This is a genomic window from Streptomyces humidus, assembly GCF_014649655.1.
Taxonomy (GTDB): domain Bacteria; phylum Actinomycetota; class Actinomycetes; order Streptomycetales; family Streptomycetaceae; genus Streptomyces; species Streptomyces humidus.
The window spans coordinates 104095-120406 of sequence record NZ_BMTL01000004.1 but is presented as its reverse complement, the minus strand read 5'-3'; the positions used below and the strand labels follow the sequence as shown (position 1 = coordinate 120406).

The window sequence follows — 16312 nt, the reverse complement described above, 5'->3', positions numbered from 1 at the left end:
ACGTGAAACCCCAGCTCTCATTCCACGTGAAACCTGGGCTCCGGTTTCACATGAAACCCCGCCCCGTTTCACGTGAAACAGCGTCATGCCTGTTCGGGGACCGAAGCGGCCCGGCTGACCGTGATCACCCGGTCCCCCTCCTGCAGACGGGCGAGCCGGGGGTCGGTGTAGTCGAGCAGTTCCTTGCCCCGGACGACAGCCACGACGAGATCCGCGCAGGTGCGGGGCGCCTTGCCCGCTTCCGCCTCGGTGATCGGCCGCTCGATGAGGTCCAGGCCGCTGCCGAGGGTCATCAGGCTCTCCAGCGTCCTGGCCACCGTCGGGCTGACCATCGACACGCCGAGCAGTCGTCCGGCGGAGCTGGAGCTGGTGATCACGGTGTCCGCGCCGCTCTGCTTGAGCAGCGGCACGTTCTCGTCCTCCCGAGCGGCGACCACGATCGTGGCGCGCCGGTTCAGCTGACGGGCTGTGAGGGTGACCAGGGCGGCCGTTTCGTCGAGTTGGGGCGAGACGATCACTCGTGAGGCGCTCTGTACCTCGGCCTTGATGAGCGTCTCCGAACGGGTGGCGTCCCCGGTCACCGACACCAGGCCGTCGTCCCCGGCGACGAGCGCGGCTTTGCGTTCGGTGTCCACGACGACGATGTTGTCCTTGGGGATGCCCTGCCCGATCAGGGTCTGCACCGCGTGGCGGCCTTTGGTGCCGTATCCGACGACCACGACGTGGCCGCTGGTGCGGGCGCGCCAGCGGTGGATGCGGACCTGCTGGCGGGTGCGCTCGGTGAGCACCTCCAGGGTGGTGCCGACCAGGATGATCAGAAACAGCACGCGCAGTGGTGTGATGACCAGGATGTTGACGAGCCGGGCCGTGTCACTGACCGGGGTGATGTCGCCGTAACCGGTGGTGGAGAGGGTGACGGTCGCGTAGTAGGCCGCGTCCAGCAGGCTGACAGAGCCGTCCGAGTTGTCGTTGTAGCCGTCATGGTCGGCGTAGACGATCAGGGTGGTGACGGCCAGTACCAGGAGCCCCAGGGCGAGTCGCCGCAGCACTTGCTGGAGCGGGGGCACACCGACGCGCACGGGCATCGCGATGGAGCGCCCCGCCTCGGCGTCGTCGCGGGCCTCGGTGCGCGAGCGGTACCAGAGGGACCTGAACAGTGAGAGCCTGGCCGGGCCGGGCTGTCGTTCGTGGTCCTTCATCGTGTGCCCCCTGCTGACGGTGATCCGATCGGTGGGCACCATGGTTCCCGGCGGGTTCGCGCCCGTCATGAATCAACATGTGTCCCAGACCCTCAGATGCCCATGATCCCCGGAGGTCCTCTTGCGCGACCACACTGTCGTCGTCGGCTTCGGCACGAAGGGCCGGTCCGCGATCCGGACGGCCTGTGCCGCGGGCCTGCGCAAGGAGCAGGTCGTGGTGATCGACCCGGGCGCCAAGGCGGTCGACACGGCGAAGGCCGAAGGCTACGAGGGCGTGGTCGGCGACGCGACGCGCAGCGACGTATTGCGGCGTGCGGAGGTGCAGCGGGCGGGCCGGATCATCATCGCGACCCAGCGCGACGACACGGCTGTCCTGGTCGCGCTCACCGCGCGTCAGCTCAACCCGGGCGCGAAGATCGTGGCAGCGGTCCGCGAGGAGGAGAACGCGCCGCTGCTCAAGCAGTCGGGCGCCGACGAGGTCATCACCAGCGCCGGGGCGGCCGGACGGTTGCTGGGGCTGTCCGTGCTCAGCCCGGCGGCGGGCCGGGTCATGGAGGACCTCATCCAGCAGGGCGACGGACTCGACCTGGTCGAGCGTCCGGTCACCAAGGCCGAGGCGGGCCGCGGCCCGCGCGAGACTGCCGACCTGGTGGTCAGCGTCGTCCGCGGGCATCGTGTTCTGGCCTACGACGACCCGGCGATCGGGGTGCTGCAGCTCACGGACCGGCTGGTCACCATCGTGCGGGTGGGGCCGGACCGGGTACACGCCGGCCTCGGCGCTCCCGGGATGCCGGGCGTGCCGCCGCTGCCGCCCGCCTGAACTCTCCAGCGACCGCGCGTCGTTCTGCCGCGGTCTTCCGGCGGGGGCGAGGAGTAGCGTCGTCCTCATGTATGCGATCACGATTCCCGAACCTGGCGGTCCCGAGGCGCTGGTGTGGGACGAGGTTCCCGATCCTGTCCCCGGCGAGGGCGAGGTCCTGGTCGAGGTGGTGGCCGGCGCCGTCAACCGCGCCGACATCCTGCAGCGGCAGGGCTTCTACGACCCGCCGCCCGGCGCCTCCCGCTACCCCGGCCTCGAGTGCTCCGGCCGGATCGCCGCGATCGGCCCCGGCGTCTCCGGCTGGACCGTCGGCGAGGAGGTGTGCGCGCTGCTCGCGGGCGGCGGTTACGCCGAGAAGGTCGCCGTGCCGGCCGGCCAGCTGCTTCCGGTGCCCGAGGGCGTCGACCTCCGGCAGGCCGCCGCGCTCCCCGAGGTGACGAGCACGGTCTGGTCGAACGTCTTCATGATCGCCCACCTCCGTCCCGGAGAGACGCTGCTCGTGCACGGCGGCTCCAGCGGCATCGGCACCATGGCGATCCAGCTGGCCAAGGCCGTCGGCGCGCGGGTCGCCGTCACGGCGGGCACCAAGGAGAAGCTGGACGAGTGCGCCGAGCTGGGCGCCGACATCCTGATCAACTACCGCGAGCAGGACTTCGTCGCCGAGGTGAAGCAGGCCACCGCCGGCGTCGGCGCCGACGTCATCCTCGACAACATGGGCGCCAAGTATCTGGACCGCAACGTCCAGGCGCTCGCCGTCAACGGCCGTCTCGCGATCATCGGCATGCAGGGCGGCGCCAAGGCCGAGCTGAACATCGGGGCGCTTCTCGGCAAGCGTGCCGCCATCAGCGCGACCTCGCTGCGGGCCCGTCCCCTGGAGGAGAAGGCCGCGATCGTGGAGGCCGTGCGCGAGCACGTCTGGCCGCTGGTCGCCGCGGGCCGGGTGCGTCCGGTCGTCGACCGGGAAGTCCCGATGAGCGACGCGGCCGCCGCCCACCGTGTCGTGGAGGAGAGCGGCCACATCGGCAAGGTGCTGCTGGTCGCGCCCTAGCCACCGGTCCGGAATGGTTCGCCGGGAGTCGCTCCTGCGGTGGCGTCGGGCAGACGGCGTCGAGCTGGCGCCGTCCGGCCGAGCCCTCACCTTGGAGCGGTCGCTCCGGAGCCGTCACTCCGTAGCTCTCCCTCCGGAGCGGTCCGCCCGGATCGGTGTCAGCCGCGGCGCAGGCGGAGGGCGGCGATCGCGAGGGCGATTCCCAGGCCGATCAGGACGAGACCGCTGCCGAGGGGCAGGATCTGCAGGACGGGGCCGTCGGCCCGCTCGCCCTGCGTGGCCGCCTGCCCCACGGAGTCCTGTGGCTCCGTCGAGGTCACGGGGACGGGGGACTCCGGAGGCCGGGAGGCGCCGTCGTCGGCGTGTTCGCCGTCGCCGGCCTCCGCCTCGCCGTCCCCTGAGTCGGGGTCTTCACCGGGGACGTCCTCGCCGCCCGGTTCCTGCGCTGTCCCGTCCTCGCCTTCGTCCCCGCGGCCGGGCCGCTCGCGCCCTTCGCCCGCCCGGCTGCCGGCCCGGTCGGGTTCGCGCGGGGAGGGGGAGGGCGTGGCCGGCGCGGGAGCCTGGGCGGACACCGGCACGCGTCCGTGCGCCGAGCCGGCCGCGTACGACGCGGCGCCCCCGTACGACAGGACGAGAACTCCCGCGAGGGCCGTCGTGGCCGCCCGCGTCCCGCACCATGCCCACTGCCATGGAGTCACGTCCGTGACCCCCTCCCGATGAGCGGTTGCCAAGAAAACACCCACCAAGCGTGGCATCGGCGAATTTTCACCGCATTCCGGACTCCGCCGAACGGAAACGATGGATCACCCTTCACGGGGGGCACCACGGTGATGCGGTGGAGTCGTGCGAGAGAATGACGGCATGGAGATGCCGAGGAACGAAAGCTCGCCGGAGAACGCCCAGAAGATCCTGGTCGTAGGCCAGGACGGCATGGCCCTCGGCGGCATCGACGCCGACGAGGACTCCCGCGAGATCCCGGTGACGGAGCAGGTCGAGCAGCCGGCGAAGGTCATGCGGATCGGAAGCATGATCAAGCAGCTGCTGGAGGAGGTGCGCGCGGCTCCTCTGGACGAGGCGAGTCGGGCCCGGTTGAAGGAGATCCACTCGAGCTCGGTGAAGGAGCTGGAGGACGGCCTGGCCCCTGAGCTGGTCGAGGAACTGGAGCGGCTGTCCCTGCCGTTCAACGAGGAGTCGACGCCGAGCGACGCGGAGCTGCGCATCGCGCAGGCCCAGTTGGTCGGCTGGCTGGAGGGTCTCTTCCACGGCATCCAGACCACGCTCTTCGCCCAGCAGATGGCCGCGCGGGCTCAGTTGGAGCAGATGCGCCGCGCGCTGCCGCCAGGAGTGAGCCACGAGGGCGCGGACGACCCGCGCGCCGCGGGCGGGCGTACGGGCGGGCCGTACCTGTAGCCGGCCGTACCTGTAGGCGTACGAAGTACACGTCAAGGGCCCGGCGTCGGACGCCGGGCCCTTTCACATGAGGCCGGACGCCGTCGGGCGCCATCGTCCGGTGTGGTGCGGGCGCAGCCGAGGCCGGACGACGTCAGACTCGCCGGCCGGACGTCACGCCGGGTTGCCGGTGGAGACCTTGAGCTCGATCTCGGGCATGTCCCTGGGGTCGACGTCCGTGTCGGCGGAGGGGAACTGTTCCATGACTGCCCCGTCGCCGTAGGTGTTCTCGTCGACCTTCGTGATCTTGTACTGCCAGCCGGCGGCCTGGAAGCACGCCTTGACCGAGCCGATGTACTTGAACTTGAAGTTCGGCACCCGGATTTTGGCGGGGTCGTTGTACGACTCCTGCGGTTCGGAGCACTCCGTCGCGTCGATCGTCTTGGAGGGGTCCGGCGCGCGGTAGTCCGCCGCCTTCGTCGTAGCCGGCGAGGAGCGCGTGGTCCCGCCGCCCTTCGCGTCGTCGCTGCCGCCGCCCGCGGTGAGACTGGCGATCAGACCGCCGACCGCGACCACGGCGACGACGGCCGAGCCGATGAGGACCGTCCTGCTGTTCCTGCGGCTGTCGCCCGAGCCGGAGGGGACGGCGGTCGACGGCTGCGGGCTGAGGTGATAGCCGGGCGGGGTGTGCGGCGCCTGCTGGTTGTACGCCGGAGCGGGTGTCTGGTAACCGCCCTGCTGCGGGTAGCCGTAGGACGCGGCGGGTGTCGGAGCGCCGTAGGGGTTCGGGTGGGGGCCGGGCTGGTACGGCGTCTGCACGCTCCCCTGCGGCGGGGTGCCCTGGCCGACCGGCGGGAACACCGCCGAGCCGACGCCGGCGCCGCTGGACGTCTGCGCGCCCGGGACGATGCTCGGCGGGGCCGGCTGGAAGGACGCGGCGACCCGCAGACACTCGTCACGCATGGCGACCGCGGTCGGAAAACGCTCGTTCGGGTTCTTCTTCAGCGCGCGGGCGACGAGCGCGTCGACGGCCGGGGGCAGCGCCCGGTTGACCGAGGAGGGAGCCACGGGCTCCTCCTGCACGTGCGCGTACGCGATCGCAAGCGGTGAATCGGCCTCGAACGGCAGCCGCCCGGTGACCAGTTGGAACAGCATGATGCCGACCGAGTACAGGTCGGAGCGGGCGTCCACCCCGCGCCCGAGGGCCTGTTCGGGCGAGAGGTACTGCGGGGTTCCGACGACCATGCCCGTCTGCGTCATCGAGGTGACGCCGGACTGCATGGCCCGTGCGATGCCGAAGTCCATCACCTTGACCACGCCGCGCTTGGTCATCATCACGTTGCCGGGCTTGATGTCGCGGTGGACCAGCCCCATTTCGTGGCTGATCTCCAGCGCGGCCAGGACGTCCGCGGTGATCTTCAGGGCCTTGTCGGCCGGCATCGCGCCCTGCCGGTGCACGTCTTCGTCGAGCACCGAGCCGAGCGGGCGGCCCTCGATGTACTCCATGACGATGTAGGGCGTGGTGAGCCCGTCCACGTCGTCCTCGCCCGTGTCGAAGACGGAGACGATGTTGGTGTGCGTGAGCTTGGCCACGGCCTGCGCCTCGCGGCGGAACCGCTCGCGGAAGGCCTGCTCACGGCCCAGTTCGGTGTGCAGGGTCTTCACCGCGACCTGGCGGTCGAGCACGGCGTCGTAGGCGAGGTGAACCGAGGCCATGCCGCCCTCGCCGAGCAAGTCGCGCAGCTGATAGCGTCCGGCGGCGAGCGCTCGCCCCGCGTACCGGCCCTGCGCGCCGTCCTGGCTCATTTTCTGCGTCCCCCGTAGACCTTCTGGCGCCGTTGACCGTCGTCGACCGAAAGCGCTATTCCCGGCCAAGTCTGCCGCAGGGCACCGACACGTCAAGTTCGGTGCCCGTTCCGTGACCCTAAGAGAAAGAAGCGTCGCGGAAGCGTTACAGGTGCCGTGCAGCCGGTACACAGAATTTGCACGGCTGCACGGAGTACGGGTTTGATGGCCGGTCCGTCCCGGACGGGCGCCGGGGTCCTCCCCGGGGATCGTTCCGGGGATCGTCCCGGACCGGCGGCTTGCGCGGAGGCTGTAGCGTGGCCGACGGAGACCGTGACAACACCGCGCGCACCGCGGGCAGAAACGACGGCGAGGACTGATGGCACAGCAGCGCGCTCAGGGCCCGTCCGACCCCGAGGCGACTGGCGGCGGTATGTCAGATGCGCCGGAGAACTGGGGCAACGGAGGGCTGGTCGGAGACGGCCGATACCGGTTGACCCGCAGACTCGGCCGGGGCGGCATGGCCGAGGTGTTCGCGGCCGAGGACGTACGTCTCGGCCGCACCGTCGCGGTCAAACTGCTGCGCGCCGATCTCGCCGAGGACCCCGTGTCCAAGGCCCGCTTCACGCGCGAGGCCCAGTCGGTGGCCGGCCTCAACCACCATGCGATCGTCGCCGTGTACGACTCCGGCGAGGACTTCGTGGGCGGCCAGAGCGTGCCGTACATCGTGATGGAGATCGTCGAGGGACGCACGATCCGCGACCTCCTCCTCAACGCCGAGGCGCCGGGTCCGGAGCAGGCCCTGATCATCACCTCCGGTGTGCTGGAGGCGCTCGCCTACTCGCACCAGCACGGCATCGTGCACCGCGACATCAAGCCGGCGAACGTGATCATCACGCACAACGGCGCCGTCAAGGTGATGGACTTCGGCATCGCGCGCGCCCTGCACGGCGCTTCCACGACGATGACGCAGACCGGCATGGTCATGGGCACCCCGCAGTACCTCTCGCCGGAGCAGGCGCTCGGCAAGGCCGTCGACCACCGCTCCGACCTGTACGCCACCGGCTGCCTGCTGTACGAGCTCCTTGCGCTGCGCCCCCCCTTCACCGGCGAGACGCCGCTGTCGGTGGTCTACCAGCACGTGCAGGACATCCCGGTGCCGCCGTCGCAGACCTCGGGAGGGGAGTGCCCGCCGGAGCTGGACGGCCTGGTCATGCGCTCCCTCGCCAAGGATCCGGACGACCGTTTCCAGACGGCGGAGGAGATGCGCGGCCTCGTCCAGTACGGGCTGCAGATGCTGTACGACCAGGGCGGCCACACCGGCACCTGGAACACCGGCCCGGTGAGCGCCTCGGGCGGCGTCGGCACGCCCCCCGGCGGCTTCGCGAGCACGACGGCCGTGCTGCAGCACGGGGCCCCCGGCTCCCACACCTCGCAGATCCCGCAGCCGATCCTGCCCGCCGGTTACGGCGGCGGCGACGACGGCGGCTTCGAAGGGCACGGCAACCGGGGCAGCGGCCGGGGCAAGCTGTGGATCCTCGCCGTCTTCGCGGTGATCGCCATCGCCGCGGGCGTCGCGCTCGCCGTGAACCACAAGGGCAACGGAACCGGCGGCACCGGGACCTCCCCGTCGCCCTCCGCCTCGCCGTCCGTCTCGGAGACCGCACCGAGCGAGAAGCCCAGCGACGAGGAGAGCCAGACGTCCAGCGGCGACTCCTCCGGCGACAACACCGGTTCGAACACCAACCACGACTATTCGCCGTCGTACTCGCCCTCGGCCTCTCCGACCTCCTCTCCGTCCCAGTCCGCGACGGGCGAGCCGACGGACAAGCCGACGGGCGGCCAGCCGTCGGGCGAGCCCAGCGACACGCCGACGGAGCCGAGCACCCCCGCCACGGGGACCCCGACGGGCGGGACCGACCCGGGCAACACCACCGTCGGCGGGGCTCTCGGCGGCGGGTGACCGGATCGCCGGGTGACGGGCCGGTGGATCACCGGTCCGGCGGCTGCGTCTCGTCCTCCACTTCGTCCTCCACGCGCGCGTGGGCCCTGACCGGGCTGCACGCGCGCGTGCGCGTTCCGGCGGGACCGGGCCGGGCCGAGGGGCTCCGCCGGATCAGTCCGTGAACGCCCCGCAGACGGCGTCGTACTCCCGTGTCCACCAGACGGCGAGCGCCGAGGACGCCGGGAACTGGGAGTCCGCGCGGGTGTCGCCGCGCTCGTAGTGCCAGCGCAGCATCCAGAAGTCGTTGAGCCGTTCCCACCACACGCGGTGCACGGCCGCCGCGAGTTCGCGCGGTGAGGCACCCGCCGCCCGCCGGTACGCGCGTGCGTACGTCCTCGCCTTCGGCAGGTCGAGCGTGCCGTCGGGCCGGACGAAGAAGATCGCGGCCGCGCGGACGGCCTCCTCCGCGGGGGGCTGCACCCCGAGCCGGTCCCAGTCGATGATGGCGGCGGGTGCGTCCCCGCGGTAGAGCAGGTTGAAGGGGTGGAAGTCCCCGTGCACCCAGCCGACCGGGCCGCCGTGCGGGGGGCGCCGGCCGGCGTGCCGTTCCAGGAGCCCGCGCCGCTCCAGGAGGCGGTGGCGGGCGAGTTCGTCGAAGCAGTCGGCGGGGCGGTGGCGTCGCACCCGCGCGAGGAGATCCTCGATGAGGACGAAGGTGTCCGCGGGGTCGGGGCTCGGGGCGAGGACTCCGGTTCGGCCTCGTTCCGCAGCGGCGGATCCTAAGGGGGCGGCGGGCCCGACCGGCGGCACCGGCCCTACCCGGTCGAGCCGGTCGAGCCGGTCGGCCCTGTCGGTCCGGACAGGGGCGGCGGGCGTGGGGGGACCCGCCGGGGCGGTGACGGGCTCGGCGGGCGGGGTGCGCTGCGAACGGGGGGCGCGATCGGCGCGGGCGCCGCGCCCGGCCTGGGTGGTGCGCTCCGGTTCGCGCGCCGGAGGCACCCGCGCCTCAGGCCCCGGTGCCGACTGCCCGGCGGGCGCGCGCATCACGTGCTCCAGGCTGGCGTGCACCACCCCGAGCAGCGCTCCGAGACGGCCGCACTGGCCGGGGGTGAGCTGGGAGCCGTGGCGGTGGCGGCCCTCGATCCACGGGTGGAGGGCGTAGGCGTGGCCGCCGACGACGGCGACCGTGCGGCCGTCGCGGCCGGGCAGCGGGGGAGCGACCGGGACGCCCAGATCAGCCAGGCGCTCGGTGACCCGGTGCTGACGGGTGATCGACGCGGTGTCGGCGGTGTCCGGGTCGAAGTGGTGCTTGAGGAAGTAACAACCCCGGGTGGTGCGCAGCCGGTATCCGCGGTTGAGCAGCCCCTCCTCGACGGGCTCGCAGGCGAGTGCGGAGCCGGCGGCGTACCGGTGGAGCAACGTGCCCAGAGGGGGCGCGTGGGGCATTGAGGGGGGTACACAGGAGCGCGGCACGCGCCCGATGCTAGGCCACGATTCCGGCCCGTGAGCTGGGCGTTGTCACAGATGGTCACCGGACGTCAACAGGTGTCACAGGCGGTCGCGTCAGGTCATGCCGAGGCCCGCGGCGGAGTGCCGGAGAGGGTGCCGGCGAGGGCGTCACGAGGCCCCGGCGAGCGTGCCCATGACAGCGCCACGAGAGCGCCGCGAGGAAGCCGGTGAGGGGCCCGCCGGGCGGGGCGGTCGGCGGCCGCGGGGGCCCGCAGGCCTCCTCCCCGCCCGCCCGAACGGCCGCAGGTCGCTCCCCGAGGGCTCTTCCCGTGGCGCGGGTGGCCGGGATAACGTGCCGTTGCTCCGGCCTCCTGCAAGGCTGTGACCAGGCTCCTTTCCGACTTTGCCGATTTACTTGGAAATCCAAGCAAAAACGCAGGTCAGGAGGGTTACACAGAAATGTGAAGCACTGGGTAACGTGTCGACCGCAGGGCGCTCGCCGGGGCACCTGTCACGCCTGTTCCGGCCGAGTGACACCCACCCCGTGCACGGGTGTCGGAAACAGGTGAGCCGCTCCCTCAGGCTCTTGGAGAGCCGGGGGGACCCCAGCCACCCGGCGACCCCGGGGGCCGGACCGACGGAGGAGCACACGTGACCGTGGAGAGCACTGCCGCGCACAAGCCGCGACGCAGCGCCGGAAGCAAGGCCGGCGCCAGCGGCACCGAGCGCACCCGCACCACCGCCAGGAAGAGCGCCGAGCCCGAGCTCGTGCAGCTGCTGACGCCGGAGGGCAAGCGGGTCAAGAACGCCAAGAACGCCGAGTACGCCAAGTACGTCTCCGGTGTCACCCCTGAAGACCTCCGCGGCCTCTACCGCGACATGGTGCTCACCCGCCGCTTCGACGCCGAGGCCACCGCCCTGCAGCGCCAGGGCGAACTGGGCCTGTGGGCCTCACTGCTCGGCCAGGAGGCCGCCCAGATCGGCTCCGGCCGGGCCACCCGCGAGGACGACTACGTCTTCCCGACCTACCGCGAACACGGCGTCGCCTGGTGCCGCGGGGTCGACCCGACGAACCTGCTCGGCATGTTCCGCGGCGTGAACAACGGCGGCTGGGACCCCAACAGCAACAACTTCCACCTGTACACCATCGTCATCGGCTCCCAGACGCTGCACGCGACCGGGTACGCGATGGGCGTCGCCAAGGACGGCGCGGACAGCGCGGTCATCGCCTACTTCGGCGACGGCGCCTCCAGCCAGGGCGACGTGGCGGAGTCCTTCACCTTCTCCGCGGTCTACAACGCGCCGGTCGTGTTCTTCTGCCAGAACAACCAGTGGGCGATCTCCGAGCCCACCGAGAAGCAGACCCGCGTCCCGCTCTACCAGCGCGCGCAGGGCTACGGCTTCCCGGGCGTCCGCGTGGACGGCAACGACGTGCTGGCCTGCCTGGCGGTCACCCGGTGGGCACTGGAGCGGGCCCGCAACGGCGAGGGTCCCACCCTCGTCGAGGCGTACACGTACCGCATGGGCGCCCACACCACCTCCGACGACCCGACGAAGTACCGGGCCGACGAGGAGCGCGAGGCCTGGGAGGCGAAGGACCCGATCCTGCGCCTGCGCCGACACCTGGAGGCCTCAAACCACACGGACGAGGGATTCTTCGCGGAACTCGAAGCGGAGAGCGAGGCGTTGGGCAGGCGAGTGCGCGAAGCGGTCCGCGCCATGCCGGACCCGGACCACTTCGCGATCTTCGAGAACGTGTACGCGGACGGACACGCGCTGGTCGACGAGGAGCGGGCGCAGTTCGCCGCGTACCAGGCGTCGTTCGCGACGGAATCCGAGAGCGGCTTCGCCGCGGGTACGGGGGGGAACTGAGATGGCGGTCACCGCGAGCACCAAGAACATGGCCCTGGCCAAGGCGATCAACGAGTCGCTGCGCCGCGCCCTGGAAGCGGACCCCAAGGTCCTGATCATGGGCGAGGACGTCGGCAAGCTAGGCGGCGTCTTCCGGGTGACGGACGGTCTGCAGAAGGACTTCGGCGAGAGCCGTGTCATCGACACCCCGCTCGCCGAGTCGGGCATCGTCGGCACCGCGATCGGGCTGGCCCTGCGCGGCTACCGCCCGGTGGTGGAGATCCAGTTCGACGGTTTCGTCTTCCCGGCCTACGACCAGATCGTCACCCAGCTCGCGAAGATGCACGCGCGCTCGCTGGGCAAGGTCAAGCTGCCGGTCGTCGTGCGCATCCCCTACGGCGGCGGCATCGGCGCGGTCGAGCACCACTCGGAGTCGCCGGAAGCGCTCTTCGCGCATGTGGCGGGCCTGAAGATCGTCTCCCCGTCCAACGCGTCCGACGCGTACTGGATGATGCAGCAGGCCATCCAGAGCGACGACCCGGTGATCTTCTTCGAGCCGAAGCGGCGCTACTGGGACAAGGCCGAGGTGAACACCGAGGCCATCCCCGGCCCGTTGCACAAGGCCCAGGTGGTCCGCGAGGGCACGGACCTGACCCTCGTCGCCTACGGACCGATGGTGAAGCTCTGTCAGGAGGTCGCCGCCGCGGCCGCCGAGGAGGGCAAGAACCTGGAGGTCCTGGACCTGCGCTCGGTGTCCCCGCTGGACTTCGACTCGATCCAGACGTCGGTGGAGAAGACCCGACGCCTGGTCGTCGTCCACGAGGCGCCGGTGTTCTTCGGTTCGGGCGCGGAGATCGCCGCCCGGATCACCGAGCGCTGCTTCTACCACTTGGAGGCGCCGGTTCTGCGGGTCGGCGGCTATCACGCCCCGTACCCGCCGGCGCGCCTGGAGGAGGAGTACCTGCCGGGCCTGGACCGGGTGCTCGACGCCGTCGACCGTGCCCTGGCGTACTGAGGAGAGGGTCGTGACGACGATGACGGAAGCGTCCGTACGCGAGTTCAAGATGCCCGACGTGGGCGAGGGGCTCACCGAGGCCGAGATCCTCAAGTGGTACGTCCAGCCGGGCGACACGGTGACGGACGGCCAGGTGGTCTGCGAGGTCGAGACCGCAAAGGCCGCCGTGGAACTGCCCATCCCCTACGACGGCGTCGTGCGCGCGCTGCACTTCCCCGAGGGCACCACGGTCGACGTGGGCACATCGATCATCGCGGTGGACGTGGCGGGCGGCGCGGGCCCGGTCGCCGGGGTACCGGCGCAGGCTCCCGCGCAGCCGCAGGCCTCGCCGGAGGAAGCCCGGCCGAAGGCCGAGGCGACGTCGGCCGGGTCCGTGAAGCCCGAGGCGGCGAAGCCGGCGGGCTCGGGCCGGCAGCCGGTGCTCGTCGGCTACGGCGTGGCCGCGTCCTCCACCAAGCGCCGGCCGCGCAAGGGCCCGGAGATCACCGTCCCGCGGGTCCCGGAGACCCTCCAGGCGGAGCTGAACGGCCACGGCGGCCCGGCCGCCGTGCGGGAACGGCCGCTGGCCAAGCCGCCGGTCCGCAAGCTGGCCAAGGACCTGGGCGTCGATCTCGCCACGGTGGTGCCGTCCGGCCCGGACGGCGTCATCACCCGTGAGGACGTCCACGCGGCGGCGGCCCCGGCCGCCGTGTCCGCTCCGACGGCGCCCGAGCCGGCCGCCCCGGCCCTGGTCACGGCCCCCGCGGCCGCGCCCGTGGCCTCGTACGACACGGCCCGGGAGACCCGCATCCCGGTCAAGGGCGTGCGCAAGGCGACGGCGGCGGCGATGGTCGGCTCGGCGTTCACCGCGCCGCACGTCACGGAGTTCGTGACGATCGACGTGACCCGCACGCTGAAGCTCGTCGAGGAGCTCAAGCGGGACAAGGACATGGAAGGCCTCAGGGTCAACCCGCTCCTCCTCATCGCCAAGGCTCTGCTGGTCGCCGTCAAGCGACACCCGGAGATCAACGCGTCCTGGGACGAGGCGGCGCAGGAGATCGTGGTCAAGCACTACGTCAACCTGGGCATCGCGGCGGCCACCCCCAGAGGGCTGCTGGTCCCGAACATCAAGGACGCGCACGCCAAGACGCTGCCGCAGCTGGCGGAGTCCCTCGGCGAACTGGTGTCCACGGCGAGGGAGGGCAGGACGTCCCCCGCCGCCATGCAGGGCGGCACCGTGACCATCACCAACGTCGGCGTCTTCGGCGTCGACACCGGCACCCCGATCCTCAACTCCGGCGAGTCCGCCATCCTCGCGATCGGCGCGATCAAGCTCCAGCCGTGGGTCCACAAGGGCAAGGTCAAGCCCCGCCAGGTCACCACCCTGGCGCTGAGCTTCGACCACCGCCTCGTGGACGGGGAACTGGGCTCCAGGGTGCTGGCCGACGTGGCGGCGATCCTGGAGCAGCCGAAGAGACTGATCACCTGGGGCTGAGCGGCCGAGCCCGGCGGAGGGAGCCGCGACCCGGTCGCACGGGACGCGGCTCCCTCTCCGTCGAGCCGCGCGGGGACGGGCCGGCCGTCCTCGCGCCGCGCGAGGACGGGCAGCAGTCCTCAGGCGTGCAGCCGTCCTCAGGCGGGCACGTGCACCGTCTCCACCCTGCTGGCCACCAGCCGCTCCCGCTCCCGCCGGGCCGCCCGCCCGCGCAGGCGCAGGATCTGGCTGACGCCGAGGGCCTGCAGGACGAAGACGAAGGAGAAGGCGATGGTGTAGTCGCCGCCGGTCGCGTCCAGCAGCACGCCGATCGCGAACAGCGTCGTCATGGACGCCACGAAGCCGCCCATGTTCGTGATGCCGGAGGCCGTCCCCTGGCGCTCGGGCGGGTTCGCAGGCCGGGCGAAGTCGAACCCGAGCATGCTGGCGGGTCCGCACGCGCCGAGGACCGCGCAGAGCACCACGAGCAGCCACATCGGCGCGTGGTCGCCGGGCCAGGCCAGTGTCGCCGCCCACATCAGGGCCGTCGCGCCCACCGTGCCCAGGGCCAGCGGCAGCCGCGCCCCGTGGTGACGGGCGACCGTCTGGCCGTAGACCAGACCCACGACCATGTTGCACACGACCACCAGCGTGAGGAGCTCACCGGCCGTGGCCCGGGTCAGGCCCTGTGCCTGCACCAGGAACGGAAGCCCCCACAGCAGCAGGAACACCATGGCGGGGAACTGCGTGGTGAAGTGCACCCACAGGCCCAGCCGGGTGCCCGGCTCACGCCAGGACGCGGCGATCTGGCGGCGCACGTAGGCCGCGCCCCGGTGTGGGAACGGCTCCGGTTCGTAGCCCTCGGGGTGGTCCTTCAGGAACAGCAGCAGCAGGACCAGCACCACCACGCCCGCCAGCGCGCTGCCCGCGAAGGCCGCCGTCCAGCCGACGTCGTGCAGCAGACGGGCCAGGACCAGGGTGGAGACGAGGTTGCCCGCCATCCCGGCGAGGCCTGCGAGCTGGGCGACCATCGGCCCGCGCCGCGCCGGGAACCACCGGGTCCCCAGCCGCAGCACGCTGATGAACGTCATCGCGTCCCCGCAGCCCAGCAGGGCGCGCGAGGTGAGTGCCGTGCCGTAGGACGGGGAGAAGGCGAAGCCGAGCTGACCGGCCGTGAACAGCACGACGCCGATGGCCAGCACCTTCTTCGTGCCGAGCCGGTCGACCAGCAGGCCCACCGGTATCTGCATGCCGGCGTAGACGAGGAGCTGCAGGATGGAGAACGTCGACAGAGCCGAGGCGTTCACCTGGAAACGGTCGGCGGCGTCGAGGCCGGCCACTCCCAGCGATGTGCGGAAGATGACCGCGACGAAGTAGACCGAGACGCCGATCCCCCAGACGGCCATGGCGCGCCGTCCGCCGGGGGGGTCACCCGGAAGGGTGGAGTTCACACCGCGGGACACGGGGCTCATCGGACCTCCCCGCGGGCGAGGTGGGAGAACCAGCCGATGTGCCGGCGCACGAGTTCGACGCCCCGCTCGGCGTCGCCGGAGCGCAGCGCCTGAAGGATCTCCGCGTGCTCGGTCAGGGTCTTGGCGATCCGGTCCGGATGCGAGTGCAGGACGGCGACGCCCATCCGCAGCTGGCGGTCGCGGAGTTGGTCGTAGAGCCGCGACAGGATCTCGTTGCCGCCGCTGCGCACGATCTCGGCGTGGAAGCAGCGGTCGGTCACGGCGGCCGCGGCCAGGTCGCCCGCGGCGGCCTGTTCCCTCTGCTGGGCGAGCAGTTCTTCCAGGCGTGCGACGAGCGCGGCCGGCGCGGGCACGGCCTTGCGCGCCGCGTGCTCCTCGACCAGCAGGCGGGTCTCCACCACGTCGGCGATCTCCTGTGCGGAGACCGGCAGGACCAGCGCGCCCTTCTTCGGGTAGAGCTTGATCAGCCCTTCCGCCTCCAGCCGCAGCAGTGCCTCGCGCACCGGCGTGCGCGAGACCCCCACGGCCTCGGCGAGCTCTCCCTCGGTGAGCAGGGCGCCGCCCTCGTAACGGCGTTCCAGGACACCCTTTTTGACGTGGGCGTACACACGGTCGGCGGCGGGCGGCTGCTTGACGGGGGTGAGGGCAGGCGGAGCGGAGGACTGCATGCCCACAGGATAGATACAACACGTACGCATGGGGGGACCGGTCCAGGATGCGGACCCGCGGACGGGGGCCGGTGGGAGTCGGTGCGTCGGGTCCGGGTAAGGGATGGACCAAGTAATCGGAAATTCTGCCCGGCAGACGCACAACTTTGTGTGCTACTTACGTGTCACACATGTGCGGCCCATCTGTTTCCCCCTTTGAACTTGGCCGCACCGCAGGG

At 71.7% G+C, this 16312-nt stretch carries 12 protein-coding genes and 1 pseudogene; 7 read left to right on the top strand and 6 right to left on the bottom strand.

Annotation, left to right across the window (positions count from 1 at the left end; all coding sequences use genetic code 11):
* Positions 1–83 precede the first annotated feature (83 nt).
* Positions 84–1199: a potassium channel family protein gene (locus IE239_RS05635; protein WP_190148313.1), complete on the bottom strand. Its 1116-nt coding sequence runs from the start codon at positions 1197–1199 to the stop codon at positions 84–86.
* A 121-nt stretch (positions 1200–1320) separates the two neighbouring features.
* Between IE239_RS05635 and IE239_RS05630 the strand changes: the two are divergent.
* Together IE239_RS05630 and IE239_RS05625 are read left to right on the top strand one after the other, a co-directional pair.
* Positions 1321–2019: pseudogene (locus IE239_RS05630) on the top strand (potassium channel family protein); the annotation flags it as partial.
* A gap of 67 nt (positions 2020–2086) precedes the next feature.
* A complete protein-coding gene (locus tag IE239_RS05625; protein WP_190148138.1) occupies positions 2087–3067 on the top strand; it encodes an NAD(P)H-quinone oxidoreductase in 981 nt (326 codons plus the stop codon).
* Positions 3068–3225: 158 nt separating this feature from the next.
* On the opposite strand, the gene IE239_RS05620 is transcribed toward IE239_RS05625, so the two are convergent.
* Complete coding sequence (locus IE239_RS05620) at positions 3226–3765, bottom strand: ICP22 family protein (RefSeq protein WP_190148137.1); 540 nt, start codon at positions 3763–3765, stop codon at positions 3226–3228.
* Positions 3766–3928: 163 nt separating this feature from the next.
* Here IE239_RS05620 and IE239_RS05615 point away from each other — a divergent pair, with 163 nt between their 5' ends.
* Positions 3929–4477, top strand: a complete 549-nt coding sequence (locus IE239_RS05615; protein ID WP_190148136.1) for a bacterial proteasome activator family protein — start codon at positions 3929–3931, stop codon at positions 4475–4477.
* Between the two features lie 153 nt (positions 4478–4630).
* Here the strand turns inward: IE239_RS05615 and IE239_RS05610 are convergent, their stop codons facing one another.
* Positions 4631–6262, bottom strand: a complete 1632-nt coding sequence (locus IE239_RS05610) for a protein kinase domain-containing protein (protein WP_190148135.1) — start codon at positions 6260–6262, stop codon at positions 4631–4633.
* 412 nt (positions 6263–6674) lie between these two features.
* Between IE239_RS05610 and IE239_RS05605 the strand changes: the two genes are divergently transcribed.
* On the top strand, positions 6675–8204 hold the full coding sequence (locus IE239_RS05605; RefSeq protein ID WP_190148134.1) for a protein kinase domain-containing protein: 1530 nt from the start codon (positions 6675–6677) through the stop codon (positions 8202–8204).
* A gap of 153 nt (positions 8205–8357) precedes the next feature.
* On the opposite strand, the gene IE239_RS05600 is transcribed toward IE239_RS05605, so the two are convergent.
* A complete protein-coding gene (locus IE239_RS05600; protein WP_190148133.1) occupies positions 8358–9632 on the bottom strand; it encodes a phosphotransferase in 1275 nt (424 codons plus the stop codon).
* 654 nt (positions 9633–10286) lie between these two features.
* On the opposite strand from IE239_RS05600, the gene pdhA reads away from it, so the two are divergent.
* From pdhA to IE239_RS05585, 3 genes are read left to right on the top strand one after another with little or no spacing between them, the layout of a single operon-like run.
* Positions 10287–11507 (top strand): pyruvate dehydrogenase (acetyl-transferring) E1 component subunit alpha, encoded by a 1221-nt coding sequence (gene pdhA / locus IE239_RS05595; protein ID WP_069771529.1) that lies wholly within the window; start codon positions 10287–10289, stop codon positions 11505–11507.
* Between the two features lies 1 nt (position 11508).
* Positions 11509–12501 (top strand): alpha-ketoacid dehydrogenase subunit beta, encoded by a 993-nt coding sequence (locus IE239_RS05590; RefSeq protein ID WP_190148132.1) that lies wholly within the window; start codon positions 11509–11511, stop codon positions 12499–12501.
* Positions 12502–12511: 10 nt separating this feature from the next.
* Entirely contained in the window at positions 12512–13975 is a 1464-nt protein-coding gene (locus IE239_RS05585; protein WP_190148131.1) for a dihydrolipoamide acetyltransferase family protein, read from the top strand.
* Between the two features lie 137 nt (positions 13976–14112).
* Here IE239_RS05585 and IE239_RS05580 read toward each other — a convergent pair whose 3' ends face one another.
* On the bottom strand, positions 14113–15360 hold the full coding sequence (locus IE239_RS05580) for an MFS transporter (protein WP_373308064.1): 1248 nt from the start codon (positions 15358–15360) through the stop codon (positions 14113–14115).
* Between the two features lie 62 nt (positions 15361–15422).
* Positions 15423–16094 (bottom strand): GntR family transcriptional regulator, encoded by a 672-nt coding sequence (locus IE239_RS05575; protein WP_190148129.1) that lies wholly within the window; start codon positions 16092–16094, stop codon positions 15423–15425.
* Positions 16095–16312 lie beyond the last annotated feature (218 nt).